Source organism: Streptomyces sp. MH60 (genome assembly GCF_002939385.1).
Taxonomy (GTDB): domain Bacteria; phylum Actinomycetota; class Actinomycetes; order Streptomycetales; family Streptomycetaceae; genus Streptomyces.
In genome coordinates this window covers 1-17,216 of record NZ_MULI01000058.1, presented here as the reverse complement: position 1 = coordinate 17,216, position 17,216 = coordinate 1, and the positions used below count along the sequence as shown (strand labels likewise).

20 protein-coding genes, 1 tRNA gene and 1 other RNA gene are annotated in these 17,216 nt (G+C 73.0%); 9 read left to right on the top strand and 13 right to left on the bottom strand.

Annotation, left to right across the window (positions count from 1 at the left end):
• Positions 1-53: 53 nt before the first annotated feature.
• Positions 54-302 (bottom strand): hypothetical protein, encoded by a 249-nt coding sequence (locus tag BZZ08_RS39065; protein WP_198601725.1) that lies wholly within the window; start codon positions 300-302, stop codon positions 54-56.
• A gap of 139 nt (positions 303-441) precedes the next feature.
• Between BZZ08_RS39065 and upp the strand changes: the two genes are divergently transcribed.
• Positions 442-1,077, top strand: coding sequence for a uracil phosphoribosyltransferase (gene upp, locus BZZ08_RS27950; RefSeq protein ID WP_104634999.1), 636 nt, complete (start codon positions 442-444; stop codon positions 1,075-1,077).
• 16 nt (positions 1,078-1,093) lie between these two features.
• Here upp and BZZ08_RS27945 read toward each other — a convergent pair whose 3' ends face one another.
• From BZZ08_RS27945 to BZZ08_RS27930, 5 genes are all read right to left on the bottom strand, one after another.
• Positions 1,094-1,708, bottom strand: a complete 615-nt coding sequence (locus BZZ08_RS27945) for a LytR C-terminal domain-containing protein (protein WP_104634998.1) — start codon at positions 1,706-1,708, stop codon at positions 1,094-1,096.
• 135 nt (positions 1,709-1,843) lie between these two features.
• Positions 1,844-2,140, bottom strand: a complete 297-nt coding sequence (locus BZZ08_RS27940; protein WP_003955420.1) for a type II toxin-antitoxin system VapB family antitoxin — start codon at positions 2,138-2,140, stop codon at positions 1,844-1,846.
• Positions 2,141-2,285: 145 nt separating this feature from the next.
• Entirely contained in the window at positions 2,286-2,420 is a 135-nt protein-coding gene (locus BZZ08_RS39870) for a hypothetical protein (protein WP_274543298.1), read from the bottom strand.
• Positions 2,421-2,497: 77 nt separating this feature from the next.
• Entirely contained in the window at positions 2,498-2,821 is a 324-nt protein-coding gene (locus BZZ08_RS27935) for a hypothetical protein (protein WP_104634997.1), read from the bottom strand.
• Positions 2,822-2,902: 81 nt separating this feature from the next.
• Positions 2,903-3,589 carry an HdeD family acid-resistance protein gene (locus tag BZZ08_RS27930; protein ID WP_104634996.1) on the bottom strand — a complete coding sequence of 229 codons (687 nt, stop codon included), beginning with the start codon at positions 3,587-3,589 and terminating at the stop codon, positions 2,903-2,905.
• Positions 3,590-3,890: 301 nt separating this feature from the next.
• Here BZZ08_RS27930 and BZZ08_RS27925 point away from each other — a divergent pair, with 301 nt between their 5' ends.
• Positions 3,891-4,727: an MIP/aquaporin family protein gene (locus BZZ08_RS27925; protein WP_198601729.1), complete on the top strand. Its 837-nt coding sequence runs from the start codon at positions 3,891-3,893 to the stop codon at positions 4,725-4,727.
• Between the two features lie 18 nt (positions 4,728-4,745).
• Here BZZ08_RS27925 and BZZ08_RS27920 read toward each other — a convergent pair whose 3' ends face one another.
• Positions 4,746-4,937 carry a hypothetical protein gene (locus tag BZZ08_RS27920; protein ID WP_104634994.1) on the bottom strand — a complete coding sequence of 64 codons (192 nt, stop codon included), beginning with the start codon at positions 4,935-4,937 and terminating at the stop codon, positions 4,746-4,748.
• 140 nt (positions 4,938-5,077) lie between these two features.
• On the opposite strand from BZZ08_RS27920, the gene BZZ08_RS27915 reads away from it, so the two are divergent.
• A complete protein-coding gene (locus tag BZZ08_RS27915; protein ID WP_104634993.1) occupies positions 5,078-6,211 on the top strand; it encodes a glutathione-independent formaldehyde dehydrogenase in 1,134 nt (377 codons plus the stop codon).
• 66 nt (positions 6,212-6,277) lie between these two features.
• Here BZZ08_RS27915 and BZZ08_RS27910 read toward each other — a convergent pair whose 3' ends face one another.
• The 5 genes from BZZ08_RS27910 to BZZ08_RS27890 all read right to left on the bottom strand — a co-directional run bounded on the left by BZZ08_RS27910 (position 6,278) and on the right by BZZ08_RS27890 (position 12,471).
• Complete coding sequence (locus BZZ08_RS27910) at positions 6,278-8,056, bottom strand: copper resistance CopC/CopD family protein (protein WP_104634992.1); 1,779 nt, start codon at positions 8,054-8,056, stop codon at positions 6,278-6,280.
• A 405-nt stretch (positions 8,057-8,461) separates the two neighbouring features.
• Positions 8,462-9,244 carry an SDR family NAD(P)-dependent oxidoreductase gene (locus BZZ08_RS27905; protein ID WP_104634991.1) on the bottom strand — a complete coding sequence of 261 codons (783 nt, stop codon included), beginning with the start codon at positions 9,242-9,244 and terminating at the stop codon, positions 8,462-8,464.
• On the bottom strand, positions 9,241-9,732 hold the full coding sequence (locus BZZ08_RS27900) for a cupin domain-containing protein (protein ID WP_104634990.1): 492 nt from the start codon (positions 9,730-9,732) through the stop codon (positions 9,241-9,243). Before BZZ08_RS27900 ends, BZZ08_RS27905 begins: the two co-directional genes overlap by 4 nt.
• Complete coding sequence (locus tag BZZ08_RS27895) at positions 9,729-10,367, bottom strand: GNAT family N-acetyltransferase (RefSeq protein WP_104634989.1); 639 nt, start codon at positions 10,365-10,367, stop codon at positions 9,729-9,731. The genes BZZ08_RS27900 and BZZ08_RS27895 overlap by 4 nt, the downstream gene beginning before the upstream one ends.
• Complete coding sequence (locus tag BZZ08_RS27890; RefSeq protein ID WP_104634988.1) at positions 10,360-12,471, bottom strand: penicillin acylase family protein; 2,112 nt, start codon at positions 12,469-12,471, stop codon at positions 10,360-10,362. Before BZZ08_RS27890 ends, BZZ08_RS27895 begins: the two co-directional genes overlap by 8 nt.
• 83 nt (positions 12,472-12,554) lie before the next feature.
• Between BZZ08_RS27890 and BZZ08_RS27885 the strand changes: the two genes are divergently transcribed.
• The 4 genes from BZZ08_RS27885 to BZZ08_RS27870 all read left to right on the top strand — a co-directional run bounded on the left by BZZ08_RS27885 (position 12,555) and on the right by BZZ08_RS27870 (position 15,517).
• Positions 12,555-13,280 carry a siderophore-interacting protein gene (locus BZZ08_RS27885; RefSeq protein ID WP_104634987.1) on the top strand — a complete coding sequence of 242 codons (726 nt, stop codon included), beginning with the start codon at positions 12,555-12,557 and terminating at the stop codon, positions 13,278-13,280.
• A gap of 25 nt (positions 13,281-13,305) precedes the next feature.
• Entirely contained in the window at positions 13,306-13,899 is a 594-nt protein-coding gene (locus tag BZZ08_RS27880) for an HhH-GPD-type base excision DNA repair protein (protein WP_104634986.1), read from the top strand.
• A 76-nt stretch (positions 13,900-13,975) separates the two neighbouring features.
• On the top strand, positions 13,976-14,539 hold the full coding sequence (locus tag BZZ08_RS27875) for a TetR/AcrR family transcriptional regulator (RefSeq protein ID WP_104634985.1): 564 nt from the start codon (positions 13,976-13,978) through the stop codon (positions 14,537-14,539).
• 75 nt (positions 14,540-14,614) lie between these two features.
• Positions 14,615-15,517, top strand: coding sequence for an SDR family NAD(P)-dependent oxidoreductase (locus BZZ08_RS27870; protein WP_104634984.1), 903 nt, complete (start codon positions 14,615-14,617; stop codon positions 15,515-15,517).
• 104 nt (positions 15,518-15,621) lie between these two features.
• Here the strand turns inward: BZZ08_RS27870 and BZZ08_RS27865 are convergent.
• Positions 15,622-15,709 (bottom strand) — tRNA-Ser (locus BZZ08_RS27865).
• A gap of 74 nt (positions 15,710-15,783) precedes the next feature.
• Here BZZ08_RS27865 and ffs point away from each other — a divergent pair.
• Positions 15,784-15,878: signal recognition particle sRNA small type (gene ffs / locus BZZ08_RS27860), an RNA gene on the top strand.
• 46 nt (positions 15,879-15,924) lie between these two features.
• On the top strand, positions 15,925-17,216 hold a 1,292-nt coding region (locus BZZ08_RS27855; protein ID WP_133169228.1), incomplete at its 3' end, for a DNA polymerase III subunit gamma and tau.

The window sequence follows — 17,216 nt, the reverse complement described above, 5'->3', positions numbered from 1 at the left end:
CGCGCGATCTTCCCCGGCCGGGTCAGGAACTCCTCCCGGGAGCAGGGGAGGCACTACCACCGGAAGGTGCGCATGCGCATCGCGTGCCGCAGCCGGGCGGTCTTGACGCGGCGCGGCTGCACGCGGTCCCGCAACTGCCGGGCCTCCGCCAGATCGCGCAGGAACTGGGCCCGGCGCCGACGCCGTTCCACCTCGCGCTCCCGCTCCCGCTCCCGCTCGGGCACCGCTCTCGGCTCGGCCCCGCGTTCCGTACCCCGCCCCCCGCCGGGGGACGGCGTGTTGGGGAAGTCCCGGTCAGGCACAGTCTCACCACCCAGCGTCCGTATCTCCCACCTTCCCCCGGCCGGGCGGTTTGACGCCCGCGTACGAGTGGATCCGCGGTCCGTGGCCTTGCCCGCCGCGGGGACGCCGCCCCCACGGCGCCCGGTTACTGTGGGGGACATGCGTCTCCACGTCGTCGACCACCCCCTGGTCGCCCACAAGCTCACCACGCTGCGCGACCAGCGCACCGACTCCGCGACCTTCCGCCGTCTCGCCGACGAGCTGGTCACCCTGCTCGCCTACGAGGCCACGCGCGACGTGCGCACCGAACAGGTCGACATCCACACGCCGGTCTCGCAGACCACCGGCGTCAAGCTCTCCCACCCGCGCCCGCTGGTGGTGCCGATCCTGCGGGCCGGTCTCGGCATGCTCGACGGCATGGTCCGGCTGCTGCCGACCGCCGAGGTGGGCTTCCTCGGCATGGTCCGCGACGAGGAGACGCTCCAGGCCTCCACGTACGCCACGCGCATGCCGGACGACCTGTCCGGCCGCCAGGTCTACGTCCTCGACCCCATGCTGGCCACCGGCGGCACCCTGGTCGCGTCCATCAAGGAGCTGATCAAGCGCGGCGCCGACGACGTGACGGCCGTGGTGCTGCTCGCCGCCCCCGAGGGTGTCGAACTGATGGAGCGCGAGCTGGCCGGGACCCCGGTGACGGTCGTGACGGCCTCGGTCGACGAGCGCCTCAACGAACAGGGCTACATCGTCCCGGGCCTCGGCGACGCGGGCGACCGCATGTACGGAGCGGCCGAGTAGTACCCCGGCGCCCCGCTCAGCAGCTCTTCTTCTCCGCGGCGGGCGTCGACCGCGGCGCGGTCAGCTTGGCCAGCGCCGTGTCGGCGTCCGCGCGGTTCGCCAGCCCCTTGAAGCCGTTGCCGATGATGAGGTCGACGGCGGCGCCCTTGCGGGCCGCGTCGGCGCGGTGCTCGGCGCCGGGCAGCTGCGTGCCGAGCACGGGGAGCGCACCCTTCAGGGAGGCGGCCGGCCCGAGCAGGAGCCCCGTGCCGGTGACCTTCTTGTCGTACTCCTTGGGCGCGTTGCTCACGTCGCCCACGCGGAAGCCGCGCTTCTTCAGCTCGTCCGCGGTCTTCTGCGCCAGGCCACCGCGGGTCGTCGCGTTGAGTACGTTGACGGTGACCTGGCCGGGCTTCGGCAGCACCGCGGCAGCCGGCGAGGCGCTCGCCCGCGCGGTGGTGACACAGCCCGCGGCACCGGCCGCCGAGGCCTTGTCGCCGCCGGTGAAGACGTCGATGAGCTGCAGCGTGCCCCAGCCCAGCACTCCGAGAACGGTGACACAGGCGACGGCGACGAACGCGACGCGGCCACGGCGGCGGGCCGGGCGCATCCGCGGGTACTTGTCCCCCGTGATCTTGTACTGGCCACCCATGCCGGGAGGAGTCAGCATGCTCATGGGCGCAGCGTAGTGCGCCGGAGCGGTGATGCCTATTAGATGATCAGTCGACGTTCCGCGGTTCGGCGCAACGCAACCCGAAAGGGTCAAGCGGAGGCCCGTCGGCGCCCGTCAGCCGAGTTCGAGGACCCGGGCGTGCAGCACCTGACGCTGCTGCAGCGCGGCCCGCACCGCCCGGTGCAGACCGTCCTCCAGATACAGGTCGCCCTGCCACTTCACCACGTGCGCGAAGAGGTCGCCGTAGAAGGTGGAGTCCTCGGCCAGGAGCGTCTCCAGGTCGAGCTGGCCCTTGGTCGTCACGAGCTGATCGAGGCGGACCGGGCGCGGCGCGACGTCCGCCCACTGCCGGGTGCTTTCCCGGCCGTGGTCGGGGTACGGCCGGCCGTTTCCGATGCGCTTGAAGATCACACGGAAAGCCTACCGGCCCGGACGTTGCGGGCGCAGCCATGGCGCCGGAGTGCGGCGCCGGAAAAGACGCCGTAAACCGGATCAATCGGCACTCCGCCGACGGCGGGGACGGGGCGTGCCCGCCCCCGCCGCCCGGATGCTCCCGTCAGCCACGCCTCCGTTCCCGCACCGGGAGCCGCCGTTCCTCGGCCTCCCGGGGCGCGGAACCGGGCTTGGGCGTACGGCGGGCGGCCTCGGCGCGCAGGAGGGCGCGCAGGACGGCGTAGGGGTCGTGGGGCATGGTGATTCCTCGTTCCTGGTGCGTCACGTGTTCGTCCCTGTCCGCGGGGGACCGGCACGGGGGCCGGTCCGGCGCGGTCAGCAGCGCAGAACGACGGAGCGCGGGCCGCGGGGAGGGGCTGCGGCCCGTTCGGAACGAGCGTCGAACCGAAGGGGCGGGTCCGCCACGAAGGACGGCGGGACCGGCCGCACCACGGGGGCGCGCCGGCCGGTACGGCCCACGACGCGCACGGCGGAGTCGAGATGGTCGTACTCCCCCGCCGACCCGCCCGCTTCGGCCACCACCGTGACCGGTGCCGCCCGCACCGTCACGTGCGTGCAGGGCACGATCAGGGCGAGCAGCAGCACCAGGGCCCGCAGACAGGCGCCACGGCGGGCGGCGGCGTGCGGGGCGGGTCTCATCTCAGTCGTGTCCCCGCCCGCCGTACGCCGCCCATCGCGCCGGGGACGAGAACCGCCCGCTCGGCGTAGGGCGGGCGCCGTTCACAGGGCGCGCGGGACCTGACGCGCCCGCCCCCGCAGCCGCACCGCCGTGACGATCTCCACGACGCCGACGACGACCAGCCACCACCCGCCGACCAGCATCAGGACGGTGGCCGACTCGACCGGCGAGTCGATCAGGACGATGCCGGCGACGACGGTGACGGCACCGAGGAAGATCTGCCAGCCGCGGGCGGGCATCGCAGGGTCGTGCGCGGCGGCCACGATCTGGGTGACGCCGCGGAACAGCCAGCCGATGCCGATCCAGAGCGCGAGCAGCAGCACCGACTGCAAAGGGCCGCGGAAGCAGAACAGGCCCAGCAGGATCGACACCGCGCCGCTGATGAAGGCCAGCACCCGCAGCGAGGTCCGCCGGTGCGTGCCGAAGGCGGCGGCCAGTTGGAGGACGCCGCTGATGACGAGGTAGAGGCCGAAGAGCACGCCGGCGGCGAGCAGCGAGGCGCCCGGCCAGACCAGGACCAGGACGCCCAGGACCAGCGAGGCGACACCGGTGAACAGCACGGTCTGCCAGGCGGCGCGGGACAGCAGGTGCAGCGGCCCCTCGAAGGCCGGCTCGGGCTCGGACTCCTGCCGCCCCGCACCCGGTCCGTGCGCCGTCCCGTGCCGGGCGTGCACCCCGCGGTCGTCGTACGGCGTCCCGCCGGGGGACCCGCTAGGTGGTTCGGTCATGCTCCATGCTGCGAGCAGGCGGGCCACGGCTGCCACCCGGGTTGGGCCACGGGGCTGACGCGATCCGGCGTTCCCTCGGCACCCGGCGAGGAGACGGGTGCCGAGCGAGCCCGGGCTTCTGCGCGGCGTTGCTCCATAGAGGGGGAATATCGCGTGCCATCAGGTGCAGTCACCCGGTTGAGCATCCGGGCGGCCTTTTTCCGGGTATGAGCGGATTGGTCTGTTCCGTTCCAATGAAGGAGGGCCGGTGGCCGAACGCATTGTTCATCGACGCGGTTATCGAAAGGGCCTCGGCGGTGAGATGTGCGCCGAGTTCCTGGGGACGTTCGTCCTGATCCTGTTCGGCGTCGGCTCGGTGGCCGTCGCGGTCGCCGGGCTGCCCGGCTCGGGGCGGCAGACCGCGGACTTCGGGCCCGCCAACTGGCTCATCATCTCGTGGGGATGGGGCCTGGCCGTCGTGTTCGGCGTCTACGTCGCCGGCGGCATCAGCGGAGCGCATCTCAATCCCGCGGTGACCCTGGGGTTCGCGGTCCGGCGGGACTTCCCGTGGCGCAAGGTCCTGCCGTACTGGCTCGCGCAGGTAGTGGGCGCCTTCGTCGCCGCCGCGCTCGTGTACGCCTGCTACCGGTGGGCGATCGACGCGGCCATCACCAAGGCGGGCGAGACGCGGGAGACCTCGCTGAGCACGTACTCGATCTTCGCCACGTTCCCCGCCGAGTACTTCGGAGACTCCTGGTGGGGTCCCCTGCTCGACCAGATCGTGGGCACCGGGATCCTGCTGCTGTTGATCTGCGCGCTCATCGACACCCGCAACACGGCTCCGATGTCCAACCTCCACCCGTTCCTCATCGGACTCGTCGTCGTCGCGATCGGTCTCACCTTCGGCACCAACGCCGGGTACGCGATCAATCCGGCCCGCGACTTCGGCCCCCGCCTGTTCACCTTCTTCGAAGGATGGGGCGCCATCGCCCTGCCCGGCTCCTTCGACTGGTTCAGCGGCTACTGGTGGATTCCCATCGTCGGCCCGCTCATCGGCGGTGTCGTCGGGGTCCTCGTGTACGACCTGCTCGTCAGCCCGGTGCTCAAGGCCAGGCTGACCGAGCGCGAGGAGGGACCGGCCACCGAGGAGCCCTCCTGACCGAGGAGTCCCGGCCCACTAGCGGCCGGCGATGTCCTCGCGGAGTCCGTCGGAGAACTCCCACCACGACAGCGGAAGCCAGTCACCGTTGACGAAGGCGTCGACGGTGGCGCCGCGACCACGGACGGTCACCGTCGTGCCGGGCGGGTAAGTGGTACCGGACAGGCCCGGCACGGGAACCAGCAGGGTTCCCAGTCGTTGCGCTGACACCCTCCGGCCTCCTTTCGCGGTGTGCGGCGGGCGTCTCGTTCGCCCGAGATTCCCGAGATTACCGACTTGCCCCGTCTCGTCGACCGGAGAACCATGAGAGATGGGTCACGGAAATCCGCGCGCGAACGGAGGTCACGACCATGAGGGCTGTCGTCTACAAGGGACCGTTCACCGTCGCGGTCGAAGACGTCGAGAAGCCGGGCATCCAGCATCCGAACGACGTGATCGTGCGTGTCACGTCGACCGCGATCTGCGGCTCGGACCTGCACATGTACGAGGGGCGCACCGCAGCCGAGCCGGGCATCGTCTTCGGTCACGAGAACATGGGGATCGTCGATCAGGTCGGGCCAGGCGTCACGGGCCTGAAGGAGGGTGACCGCGTGGTCATGCCCTTCAACGTCGCCTGCGGCTTCTGCACCAACTGCGCCGAGGGCTACACGGGGTACTGCACCACCGTCAATCCCGGCTTCGCGGGCGGCGCGTACGGGTATGTGTCCATGGGGCCCTGGCAGGGCGGCCAGGCCGAGTACCTGCGCGTCCCGTACGCCGACTTCAACTGCCTGAAGCTGCCCGCGGGAGACGCGCACGAGACCGACTTCATCCTGCTCGCCGACATCTTCCCCACCGGTTACCACGGCTGTGAACTCGCCGGCGTTCGTCCCGGCGAGAGCGTCGCGGTGTACGGCGCCGGGCCCGTCGGGCTCATGGCGGCTTACTCGGCGCTGCTGCGCGGCGCGAGGAAGGTGTTCGTCGTCGACCGCGTCCCGGAGCGGCTGCGGAAGGCCGAGGAGATCGGCGCGGTGCCCGTCGACTTCTCCGCGGGCGACCCGGTCGAGCAGATCAAGGAGCAGACCGACGGCGCCGGCACGGACAAGGGCGTGGACGCCGTCGGCTACCAGGCCACGGCGGGCGGAACCGGTGAAGAGGAACCGGCGACCGTTCTGAACTCGCTCGTCAACACGGTCCGGCCCACCGGTGCCCTGGGCGTTCCCGGGCTCTACGTCCCGGCCGACCCGGGCGGTCCGGACGAGCAGGCCAAGCAGGGGATGCTCCTCGTCGCGATCGGCAAGCTCTTCGAGAAGGGGCTGCGGGTCGGGACCGGGCAGTGCAACGTCAAGCGCTACAACCGCTCTCTGCGAGACATGATCATCGAGGGCAGGGCGCAGCCGAGCTTCGTCGTCTCCCACGAACTGCCCCTGGACCAGGCTCCGTCCGGCTACGACAAGTTCGACAAGCGGATCGAGGGCTACACGAAGGTGATCCTGCACCCGTAGCACCCGTAGCACCCGTAGCACCGGCAGTGCCCGCGACGGCGGTGGCGTCCGCGGCGCCCGTGCGGCTCAGGACACGATGCGTATCCGTCGGGTCTCGCTCACCTGGTCGGTCTCCGACACCCGGACCGTCGCCTTCATCGTCCACACGCCGGGCAGGGGCAGCGTGAGGGTGTTGGCGCTCCAGTAGCCGCCCCGGTCGACCAGGTCCGCTTCCAGGGGGCCGACGTCCTTGTCCGGGAGGGTGAAGGAGAGGCGCAGTTCGGGTACGGCGGCCAGGCTGCCGTCGGGGCCGAAGACGACGGCCTGCACCGCGTTGTCGCCGGTGCGGCCGGGGTCCAGGGTGATCTGGACCGTGCCGCGGCCGGCCGTGCCGGTCTCGAACGGGATCGTGGTGACGGACGCGGGCAGCACACCGCCCGCCGGTACGGCCGCCCCGGCCGCCTCGTCCGCCGCGCGGCCGGGCAGGGTGGCGGTCAGCACGGTGGTGACCGCCAGCACCGCGGCGGCGACGACGGCCTCGGCCAGGACGGAACGGCGCAGACCTCGGCGGAGGAGGGAATCGGCACCGGGGTCGGCGCCGGTCTCGGTACCGGGGGGCGACGGTGCCGGCGCCTCCGGCGGCGGGCCGCCCGCTGGTTGCGGTACCCGCAGGTCCGCCCGGTCGGGCTCCGGTACGGCGACCGACGCCGTCACCAGCGCCGTCGTCCACCTCCGGGACACCGCCGCCGCGGCCAGCAGCACGGCCACCAGAAGCACCTTGACCAGCAGCAGCCTGCCGTACGCCGTCCCGGTGAGCGCCTCCCAGGAGCCGAGGCCGCGCCAGGACTGGTAGACGCCCGTGGCCACCAGGACGGTCACGGAGGCGAAGGCGACGCGGGAGAAGCGGGCGACGGTGGCGGCGTCCGCGGTGGAGCGCAGGGTGAGGACCAGGGCGGTGAGGCCGCCGAGCCAGACGGCGGTGGCGAGCAGGTGCAGGGTGAAGGACGTCATCGCGAGCGGCACCTGGATACCGGCGGACGCGTGTTCCGCGGCGGCCCAGGTCAGGGCGAGGCCGACGGCCAGGGCACTGCCCCCGGCGATGACGAGGTGTCCGTGCCGCCGGTGCGGGTCGGTGCGGGAGACCCGGACGAGGAACAGCGCGACCGGGGCCAGCAGCGCCAGCCTGGTCAGCAGCAGCACGCCGGGGCGCGCGGTGAGGGTGTCGGCGAGCGCGCCGGCGTCCAGGGCCGAGGACGGGCCCGTCCCCGCCTCGTACGGGGCGCGCAGCACCAGCAGGGCGACGGTGGCCGCCAGCACGGTCCACCAGCCCGCCGCCAGCGGGCGGCGCAGCGGGGCCGGGTCCGGCGGGCGGCACAGGGCGACGAAGGCGGCGGTGCCGATGAGGAGGACGGCGGCGAGGTAGGCGAGGTAGCGGGCGAGCTTGTGGAGGGTCGCGGTCAGCGGGTCCTCGGTGGGGCCCGGGTCCACGGCGGCGGACGTCTGCGACGGCTTGCCCACGGAGAAGGTGAAGGCGCCGGAGACGGGGTGGCTGTCGGCGGACACCACCCGCCAGGCCACGGTGTAGGTGCCCTCCCCCAGCTCGCCCGGCAGCGCGACCCGGGCCGTGTCGGCCCGTCCGTCCGCGGGCCCGGCCGCCCCGGTGCGGACGCGGTGACCGCTCGGGTCCAGGACGCGGAAGGAGTCGTCGCGCAGGCCGACGGACTCGCTGAAGGTCAGGGTGACGCGGCCGGGGGCCCGCTGGAGGACGGCTCCGTCCCCGGGGTCGGTGGAGCTGAGGGCGGCGTGCGCGGACGCGGACCCGGCGCCACCCAGGAGGAGCAGACCCAGCACGGCACCCAACACCACCAGCCGCCGAACTCCCCGGCGGCCCCGGCGGTCCCGGCCGACCTGGCAGTCCGGGCGGTTTCGGGGGGCTGGGCAATCCCGGGCGTCCCAGCCAGCCCGGTGGTCCCGGGGGTCCCAGCGGTCCCGGTCTACCCGGCCGTCCCAGCGGCCCCAGCGGTCCGGGCGATCACGCGTGTCCCGGCTTGCCCCGTCGGCCTGGCGGTCCCGGCGGTCCCGGCGGTCCCGGGGAGCACTCGGGGTTCCGCGGCCTCCGTGGTCCCGGGGTTGTGTCCGGTCCGCTCCCTTCGCTCGTCCCGGGTGTCCAGCGTGCGTACCGTCGCCACACCTCACGTCGCATCTCCGTCGTCGGGACCCACTGCGTCGGGGATACGTACGGACGCGGAGGCCGCCGCGCTCAGTGGCCTCTCACCACGACGGGCGTGCCGTCACCCCGCCGTCCACCACCAGGTCGTGGCCGGTCACCCAGGACGCCAGCCGGGAGGCGAGGAACACGCACGCGTCGCCCACGTCCTCCGGGCGCCCGAGCCGTCCCGTCGGCACCGCCCGCAGCCATCGCCGTACGCCCTCCGGCCAGGACTCGGCGAGTCCCGCACGGTCGACGAGGCCGGGGGAGACGGAGTTCACCCGGACGCCCCACGGGCCGTACTCCAGCGCCGCCGACCGGGCGTGCATCACGACCGCCGCCTTGGAGGCGCTGTAGTGCGCGTGCGCGGGAGCCGGTGCGCCCGCCTCGATGGAGGCGATGTGGGTGACCGAGCCGCCGCCGTCCTGGGCCCGCATGACGTCGGCCGCGGCCTGCGTGCACGCGAAGACACCGGTGAGGTTGGTGTCCACCACCGCCCGCCACTCGGCCGCCGTCATGCCGGGCAGTTCCCGCAACGGCTGCACGCCCGCGTTGTTGACCAGCGCGGTGAGCCGTCCGCCGCCCCAGTCGGCGGCTTCCTCCACCACGCGTCGGCAGGCGTCCTCGTCGGTGAGGTCGGCGCGCAGGACGGTGGCGCGTCCGCCACGGTCGCGGATGCGTTCCGCGACCTCCCGAGCCGCCGCCACCGCCGTACGGCAGTGCACCGCCACCGCGGCGCCCTCCTCGGCGAAGCGCAGCGCGATCCCCCGGCCGATGCCGCCGCCCGCGCCGGTGACCAGGGCGACCTGACCGTCGAGGAGATGCGGGGAGGGGGAGGGGGTCATGGGCGGCACAGTGCCATGATGCGCGCGGCCTCGGCCGGGTAGCGCGCCGTGAGGCCGGCGGCCTCGCCGTGCTCGTAGTCCCCGTAGGTGAACCCGGGCGCCATCGTGCAGCCGAAGAGCGACCACCGGCCGCCCGCCGCCACCCTGCCGCCCATCCAGGTTCCGGCGGGGACCGTGAACTGGACGTGCTGCCCGCCGAGCACGTCCGGTCCCAGCACGGTCGTGCGGGCGCTGCCGTCCGGGGCGAGGAGCAGCAGCTCCAGCGGGTCGCCGAGGTAGAAGTGCCAGACCTCGTCGCCCGGCAGGCGGTGCAGGGCGGAGAAGTCGCCCGGCCGGGCGGTGAGCAGGGCCACGATGGCGGTCCCCGCGGGGCGTCCGTCCGGGCGTTCCGGCCCGGCCCAGGTGCGCCGGAACAGGCCGCCCTCGCGGGGGATCGGTTCCAGCGCGTAGTGCGCGATCAGGTCCTCGGCGGTCGGCGCGTCAGTCACCCGGCGAACGCTACCTCCCGGCGCAGGAACGCGAGTTGCGCCTTCTTCTCGGGCAGGTACACGTCCGGCAGGTCCACCTCGGGCAGGACCACCCGGGGACCGGCGGTGAAGCCCTGCTTGAGGAAGCGGGCGATCGCCTTCTCGTTGTCCACGTCCGGGTCGACCACGATCCGCGTCCGGCCCAGGCCCAGCAGCACGTACGCCATGAGGGCGCCCGACAGGGCGGCGGTCCAGCCGGGGCGCGCGCCCCCGGGTCCGGCGGGTGCGAGGAGCAGGTGGACGCCGATGTCGCCCGGCTCGGTGTCGTAGCACTCGCTCACCCGGTCGGCCGCGGGGTCGTAGGTCTGGAACAGGGCGACCGGCTCGGCGTCCTTGACGACCAGGAAGGCGTGATGGGTGTCGAGGGTGGCCATGTGCGCGTACACGTCGGCGACCTGCTGCTCCGTCAGGCCGTTCATGCCCCAGAAGGCGGCCCGTTCCCCGCTCACCCAGCCGTGCACCACCGTGGCGTCCGCGGCGGGGTCCAGGGGGAGGACGCGGACGGTTCCGAAGCCGTCCAGGTGCTGCTCGTGGACGGGGGTGCGGGGGGCGTACGGGGGTGCGGACGGGTGCGCGGGCGCTTGCGGGTCAGTCATCGGATTCCTTCGTGAGCCGGTCGAAGTCGGTGACCACCGGGGCGAGTTCCCCGTCGAGCCACAGGGGCTGCTGGTCGCGGTGGTGAGGCGAGCCCGGGAGGCCCGAGGCGCCGTGCGGCACCACCCAGCGGCTGTTCCCGCGGTCGGCCAGGTCCCAGACGTACCGCGCGGCCGGGCCGCGGGCGGCGCGGTCGGTGAGGCCGGGCACGGGGGAGGTGCACAGCACGCAGTCGTGGTCGCCGGAGAGAGCGGGTTCGTCCTCGCGGGCGGCGGCGGTGTCCGGCAGCGCCCGCCAAGGGGCCAGGCGGTGGGTGTCGCCCCAGGTGCCGGCGGGCGGCCGCGCGGCGACCTCCTCCAGCGCGGCGCGTACGGTCGCCGCGCGGTCGATGCCGTACAGGTCGTCCGTGCGCAGGAGGTGTTCCAGGGCGTACGCGACGCGCGGCACCAGCGCGAGCCACGGTTGCAGTACCTCGGGGTAGGCGGGTGCGGCCGAGGCGGACGCCAGGGCCGGGTGCGCCGCCAGCCGCCGTACGACCGCCGCCCGTACGGCCGCGTACACCGCCGCGTCGGCGCTGTCCGCGTCCATGCGCCGGTCCCAGGCGAGGAGGCGGTCGCGGAGGGCGGCGGCCTCGGGGGCCAGGGCGGTGCTCGCGGGCAGGCCGGTCAGGGCGGCGAGGTGGTCCAGGAGGGGGCCGGCCGACGCCAGGTGGGTGTCCGTGTGGATCGCGGGCAGGTCCGCCGCCGACCAGTGCTCCCTGCCCGCGAGCAGGGCGGCGATGCGGTCGGCGCGGTGCGGTGGGGCGAACTCGACGCCCAGCGGGGCGGACGGGCCGCGCTGGTTGGCCATCACGGCGACGCCGTCGGTGAGCCCGGCGCGGGGCGGGGTGTGCCAGCCGGTCCACTCGTGGCCGGGTTCCCAGGCGGGCACCGGACGCAGACCGTTCGCGGCGGGACGCACCGGGACCCGGCCCGCGACCCGGTGCAGCAGGCCGCCCTCCGTGTCGGCGGCCTGCACCACGTTGACCGGCTCGGCCCAGGCGTCCAGGGCGCGGTCCACGTCGGCGACCCGGCGGGCCCGCAGCAGCGGCAGCAGCGCGCCGAACCCGAGGTCGGCGGTGACGCGGGGCGGGTAGCGCAGGCTGAGGGCGGCCGGAGTGCTGTCGTCGAGGCCCTCGGGGCCGCCGGCGATCACCGGGCCGCGGTCGGTCTCGATGATCTCGACCTCCACGGTCTCCCGCTGCCCCGCGTCCCCCGCGACGTCGATCGTCTCCGTGTGGCGGGCGGCGCGGTGCCAGGTGCCGTCCGGGCCGAGCGCCTCGACGCCGGCACCGGTGCGGCGCAGGCGCTCGCGGTACAGGTCCTGGTAGTCGGCCATCGCGTTGGTGATGGCCCAGGCGACCGTGCCGGTGTGACCGAAGTGGGCGACGCCGGGGACGCCGGGCACCGCGAGGCCGACGACGTCGAACTCCGGGCAGGACAGGTGGATCTGCTGGTAGACGCCGGGGTCCTCGATGAAGCGGTGCGGATCGCCCGCGATGAGCGCGTGCCCGGTGGTGGTCCGCTCGCCGCTCACCAGCCAGCCGTTGCTGCCCGCGGTGCCGGGGCCGTCGGCGGCGAAGAGGGCCACGGCCTCCGGGCCGAGGTGCGTGGAGACGTGCTCGCGCCAGAGTTTGGCGGGAAAGCCCGCGAAGAGGATGTGCGTGGCGAGCCAGACGCCGAGCGGGGTCCAGGGGTCCCAGTGGCCGGGGGTGAGGCCGATGCGCGCGAACTCCGGGGCCGGTTGCCCGTTCCCGGCGAGCCCCTCGTTCACGCCGTCGACGTACGCGCGCACCCAGGCCGCGGTCTCCGGGTCCTTCCGCTCCAGGGCGGTGAAGCAGCGGCGTGCGGTGTCCGCGAGCCGGGCACGGCGGGCGAGGCGGTCCCAGGACAGGGCCCCGGGTCCGAGGAAGGCCGCGGAGGTGCCCTGGGCGCGGTGCCGCTCGACCTCCAGTTGCCAGGCGCGGTCGCGGGCGGTCACCCGGCCCTGGGCCCGGGCGAGTGCGTGCGGGGTGTCCGCGCGCAGGTGCGGGATTCCCCAGGCGTCGCGGTAGGTCTCGGCGCTCACCCCTGTGCCTCTACTTTCCTTTAGGTTAGGCTCACCTAAGTTTGTGGGTCGTGGCCGCATAATACGTGAAAGGTGAAGGAAACATGGGGCAGGGGCGGGGCTGGGAGGGCGCGGTCCTCAAGCTGATGCGCGCGAAGGACTTCGAGTTCACCGTGACGGGCGTCGAGGACGTGACCCCGCACTACCGGCGGCTGCGGCTGAGCGACGGCGGCATGCTGGCGGTGACCGGCGTCCACCCCACGATGTGGGTGCGGCTGTGGTTCGACAACGCGGGCAGGCCGCACCAGCGGGGGTACACGCTGGTGGACCCGGACCCGGCGGCCGGGACCTTCGCCCTGGAGTTCGCCCTGCACGAGGGGTGCGCGAGCGACTGGGCGCGGGCGGCGAAGCCGGGGGACACGATCGAGGCGACCGTCCAGGGCACCGGGTTCGAGGTGCCGCGGCCGCTCCCCTCGCGGGTCTTCGCGGTCGCGGACCCGGCGTCCCTGCCCGCGCTCAACTCCCTGCTCGACGCGCTGGGGCCGGTGCCCGCGACCGTCTGGTTCGAGGGCGGCACGGACGACGGCCTGCCCTTCCGCACCGACCCCGCACGGCACGAGGTCCGCGCGGTCGCGCGCCGGGACGCGGGGGCGCATCTGGTGGCGCGGGTGAAGGAGGAGCTGCCGGAGCTGCTGGGGGCCGCCTCGGAGCCGTTCGTCTGGATCGCCTGCGACACGGCGACCACGCGGGCGCTCTCGTCGTACGTCCGCAAGGAGCTGGGGCTGCCGAAGCAGCGGGTGAACGCGCTGGGGTACTGGCGCGCGACCTGAGCCCGTACGCGCGATCATCGGGACCATGGACGTCACACTTCACCTCGCCCAGGACCCCGAGGCCGACGAACTCCTCGGGCGCAGCCCGCTCGCCGCGCTGGTCGGCATGCTGCTGGATCAGCAAGTGCCCATGGAGTGGGCGTTCAAGGGTCCGTCGACCATCGCGCGGCGCATGCGGGCGGAGGACCTGGACGCGCACGACATCGCCGCGTACGACCCCGAGGGGTTCGCCGCGCTGCTCTCCGAGAAACCGGCGGTGCACCGATACCCCGGTTCCATGGCGGGGCGGGTGCAGCAGCTGTGCCGGTACCTCGTCGAGACGTACGACGGTGACGCCGAGGCCGTCTGGCGGGGCGTGTCCACCGGCAAGGAGCTGCTGAAGCGGCTCCAGGAGCTGCCCGGGTTCGGCAAGCAGAAGGCCCAGATCTTCCTCGCGCTGCTCGGCAAGCAGCTCGGCGTGCGTCCCGAGGGGTGGCGCGAGGCGGCGGGGGCCTACGGAGAGCCCGACGCGTTCCGGTCGGTCGCGGACATCAGGGGGCCCGAGTCCCTGACCAAGGTACGGGCGCACAAGCAGGAGATGAAGGCGGCGGCCAAGGCGGCGAAGGCCGCCGGCAAGTAGGTCGGTCGTCGAGAGGGTCCGCCAAGCAGAGAGCCCACCCTTTGACTGACTGCCCGCTCTTTTATACGCTGACATCATGGCCAGGCCGAGAAGTGACGACAAGCGTGCGGCGATCATGACCGCCGCCATGCGCATCATCGCTGCTCAGGGGCTGGGGGCGGCGACGGCGGCCATCGCGAAGGAGGCCCGCGTCTCGAACGGGTCGCTGTTCACCTACTTCGACACCAAGGCGGATCTGCTCAACCAGCTCTACCTGGAACTGAAGGCCGAGATGGGCGGGGCCGCGCTCGGTGGCCTGCCCGCCGCCGATGACCGGGCGCAGATGCTGCACATGTGGTCGCAGTGGATGCGCTGGGCCACGGCCAACCCCGAGAAGCGCCGGGCGCTGGCGCGGCTCCAGGTCTCCGACGAGATCACGCCGTCCACGCATGAGGCGGCGAGCCGGGCCATGGCGGGCATGGGAAGGGTCATGGAGCGCAGCCGGGCGAACGGCCCGATGCGTGACGCTCCGGCGGCTTTGGTGTTCACGCTGTGCAATGCCCTGGCCGAGGCCACCATCGACTACATCATCAGCGACCCCGAGCAGGCCGACGAGCACACGCGGTCCGGTTTCGACGCGCTCTGGCGAATGATCGGCTGACCCGTCTCCCCCTCCTGCTCCTCATGCCCTCGCACGACCATCAATGACTGACTAGTCAGACAGTAAAGGATCGTCATGCCCGACAGCGCGTACGTCATCACCGGCCCGACCTCCGGCTTCGGCCGCCGCACCGCCCTCGAACTCGCCGGTCACGGCACCGTCGTGCTGGTCGGGCGCGACGCCGCCAAGCTCGACGACGTGCGCGGGAGCATCGAGAGCAGAGGCGGAAAGGCGGTGTCCGTCGTCTGCGACCTCTCGGACCCGACCAGCGTGCGACGGGCCGCCGCGCAGATCATCGAACTCGGCCTCCCGATCACCGGTGTGCTCAACAACGCCGGCATCTTCCCCAACCGCCCCGGCACGAACGCTCTCGGCTGGGACCTCGCCTACGCCACCAACCACATCGGGCCCTTCGTGTTCACCGAGATGCTCGCGCCCCACCTCGAAGACGGCACGCAGGTGGTGTTCATCGTCTCGGCCGTGGAAGATCCGGAACGCAAGGCGGCCACCATGTCCGGGTTCCGCGGCGCCCGGTACATCTCTGCCGAGGCGAGCGCGCGTGGCGAGTGGATGCCCGGCGGCTCGAAACTGCCCGGGGCAGACGCCTACGCCACGTCCAAGCAGTGCAACCTCGCGACGGTGCTGGCCTTCGCGCGCGAGACACCCCGCCTGCGGTTCAACGCGATCGAGCCCGGCTTCGCCCCCGGCACGAACCTCGGCCGTGACGCCGGCCTGTTCCTGCGCCTGCTGTCGAAGTACGTCCTCTCGCCACTGGCCCCGCTCATCAAGTACTGGACCAACCCGGGCACCGCCGCCCGCGTGATCACTCGGGCCCTGACCAGCGAATCGGATGCCACCGGCGTCTACTACGACGAGAAAGGACGTCCGATGCGGGGCTCCGCGCAGGTGCACGATCCGGCCTTCAGCGCCCGCGTGGTCGCCGAGACCCGCGCACTGCTGAAGACCGTTCCCGCCTGAGCACGGTGACGAGGAACAAAGCTCCCCGCGGAAGAGCCGCACCAGATGTCGAAGGGCCCCACCGCGAACGGTGGGGCCCTTCGACATCGTGCCCGGTGAGGCACTGGCGGAGGATACGAGATTCGAACTCGTGAGGGGTTGCCCCCAACACGCTTTCCAAGCGTGCGCCCTAGGCCACTAGGCGAATCCTCCGCGGAGAACATTACATGACGCCGAGGAGTGCTTGCGAACTCGTTCCGGGGGCCCCACATCGGGTAACGTGTGGCCCAGCCCCTCACGCGGCGCTATCTGACTGAACTCCCCCAGGGCCGGAAGGCAGCAAGGGTAGGTCGGCTCTGGCGGGTGCGTGGGGGGCGTCTCCTTTGCGGGCGGTCCGGTTGTCGGTGGGCGCCTATAACCTCGTATGCGTGTCGTCTCTCGCGCTCTACCGCCGTTACCGCCCGGAGTCCTTCGCCGAGGTCATCGGGCAGGGGCATGTCACCGACCCGCTGCAGCAGGCGCTGCGGAACAACCGGGTCAATCACGCGTACCTGTTCAGCGGTCCGCGCGGCTGCGGCAAGACGACCAGCGCCCGGATCCTGGCGCGCTGCCTGAACTGCGAGCAGGGCCCCACACCGACCCCGTGCGGCGAGTGCCAGTCCTGCCGCGACCTCGCGAGGAACGGGCCGGGCTCGATCGACGTCATCGAGATCGACGCCGCCTCGCACGGTGGCGTGGACGACGCCCGTGACCTGCGTGAGAAGGCCTTCTTCGGGCCCGCCTCCAGCCGGTACAAGATCTACATCATCGACGAGGCCCACATGGTCTCCCCGCAGGGCTTCAACGCCCTGCTGAAGGTCGTCGAGGAGCCACCGGAGCACCTGAAGTTCATCTTCGCGACCACCGAGCCCGAGAAGGTCATCGGGACCATTCGGTCCCGGACCCACCACTATCCGTTCCGGCTCGTGCCGCCCGGCACCCTGCGCGACTACCTCGCCGAGGTGTGCGGCCGGGAGGGCATCGCGGTCGAGGAGGGCGTGCTGCCGCTCGTGGTGCGGGCCGGCGCGGGCTCCGTGCGTGACTCCATGTCCGTCATGGACCAGCTGCTCGCGGGCGCCGGTGCCGACGGTGTGACGTACGACATGACCACCGCCCTGCTCGGCTACACGGACGGCTCGCTGCTCGACTCCGTCGTCGAGTCCTTCGTCTCCGGGGACGGCTCCGCCGCCTTCGGGGTCGTGGACCACGTGATCGAGGGGGGCCACGACCCGCGGCGCTTCGTCACCGACCTGCTGGAGCGCCTCCGTGACCTGGTGATCCTCGCCGCCGTGCCCGACGCCGCGGAGAAGGGGCTCATCGACGCCCCCGCCGACGTGGTCGAGCGGATGAGTGAGCAGGCCCGGTCCTTCGGCGCCGCCGAGCTGAGCCGTGCCGCCGACATCGTCAACGAGGGGCTCACCGAGATGCGCGGCGCCCACTCGCCGCGCCTCCAGCTGGAGCTGATCTGCGCGCGCGTGCTGCTGCCCGCCGCGTACGGCGACGAGCGTTCGGTGATGGCCCGGCTGGACCGGATCGAGCGCGGGGTGCAGTTCTCGGCCGGAGCGGGCGCGCCCGCCATGGGGTACGTGCCCGGGCCCGAGGCGCATGCCGGTGCGGGGGGTGCGGCGCCCGCCGCGGCACCGGTTCCGCCGGGCGGCGGGCCTGCCGCGGCCCGTGCGGC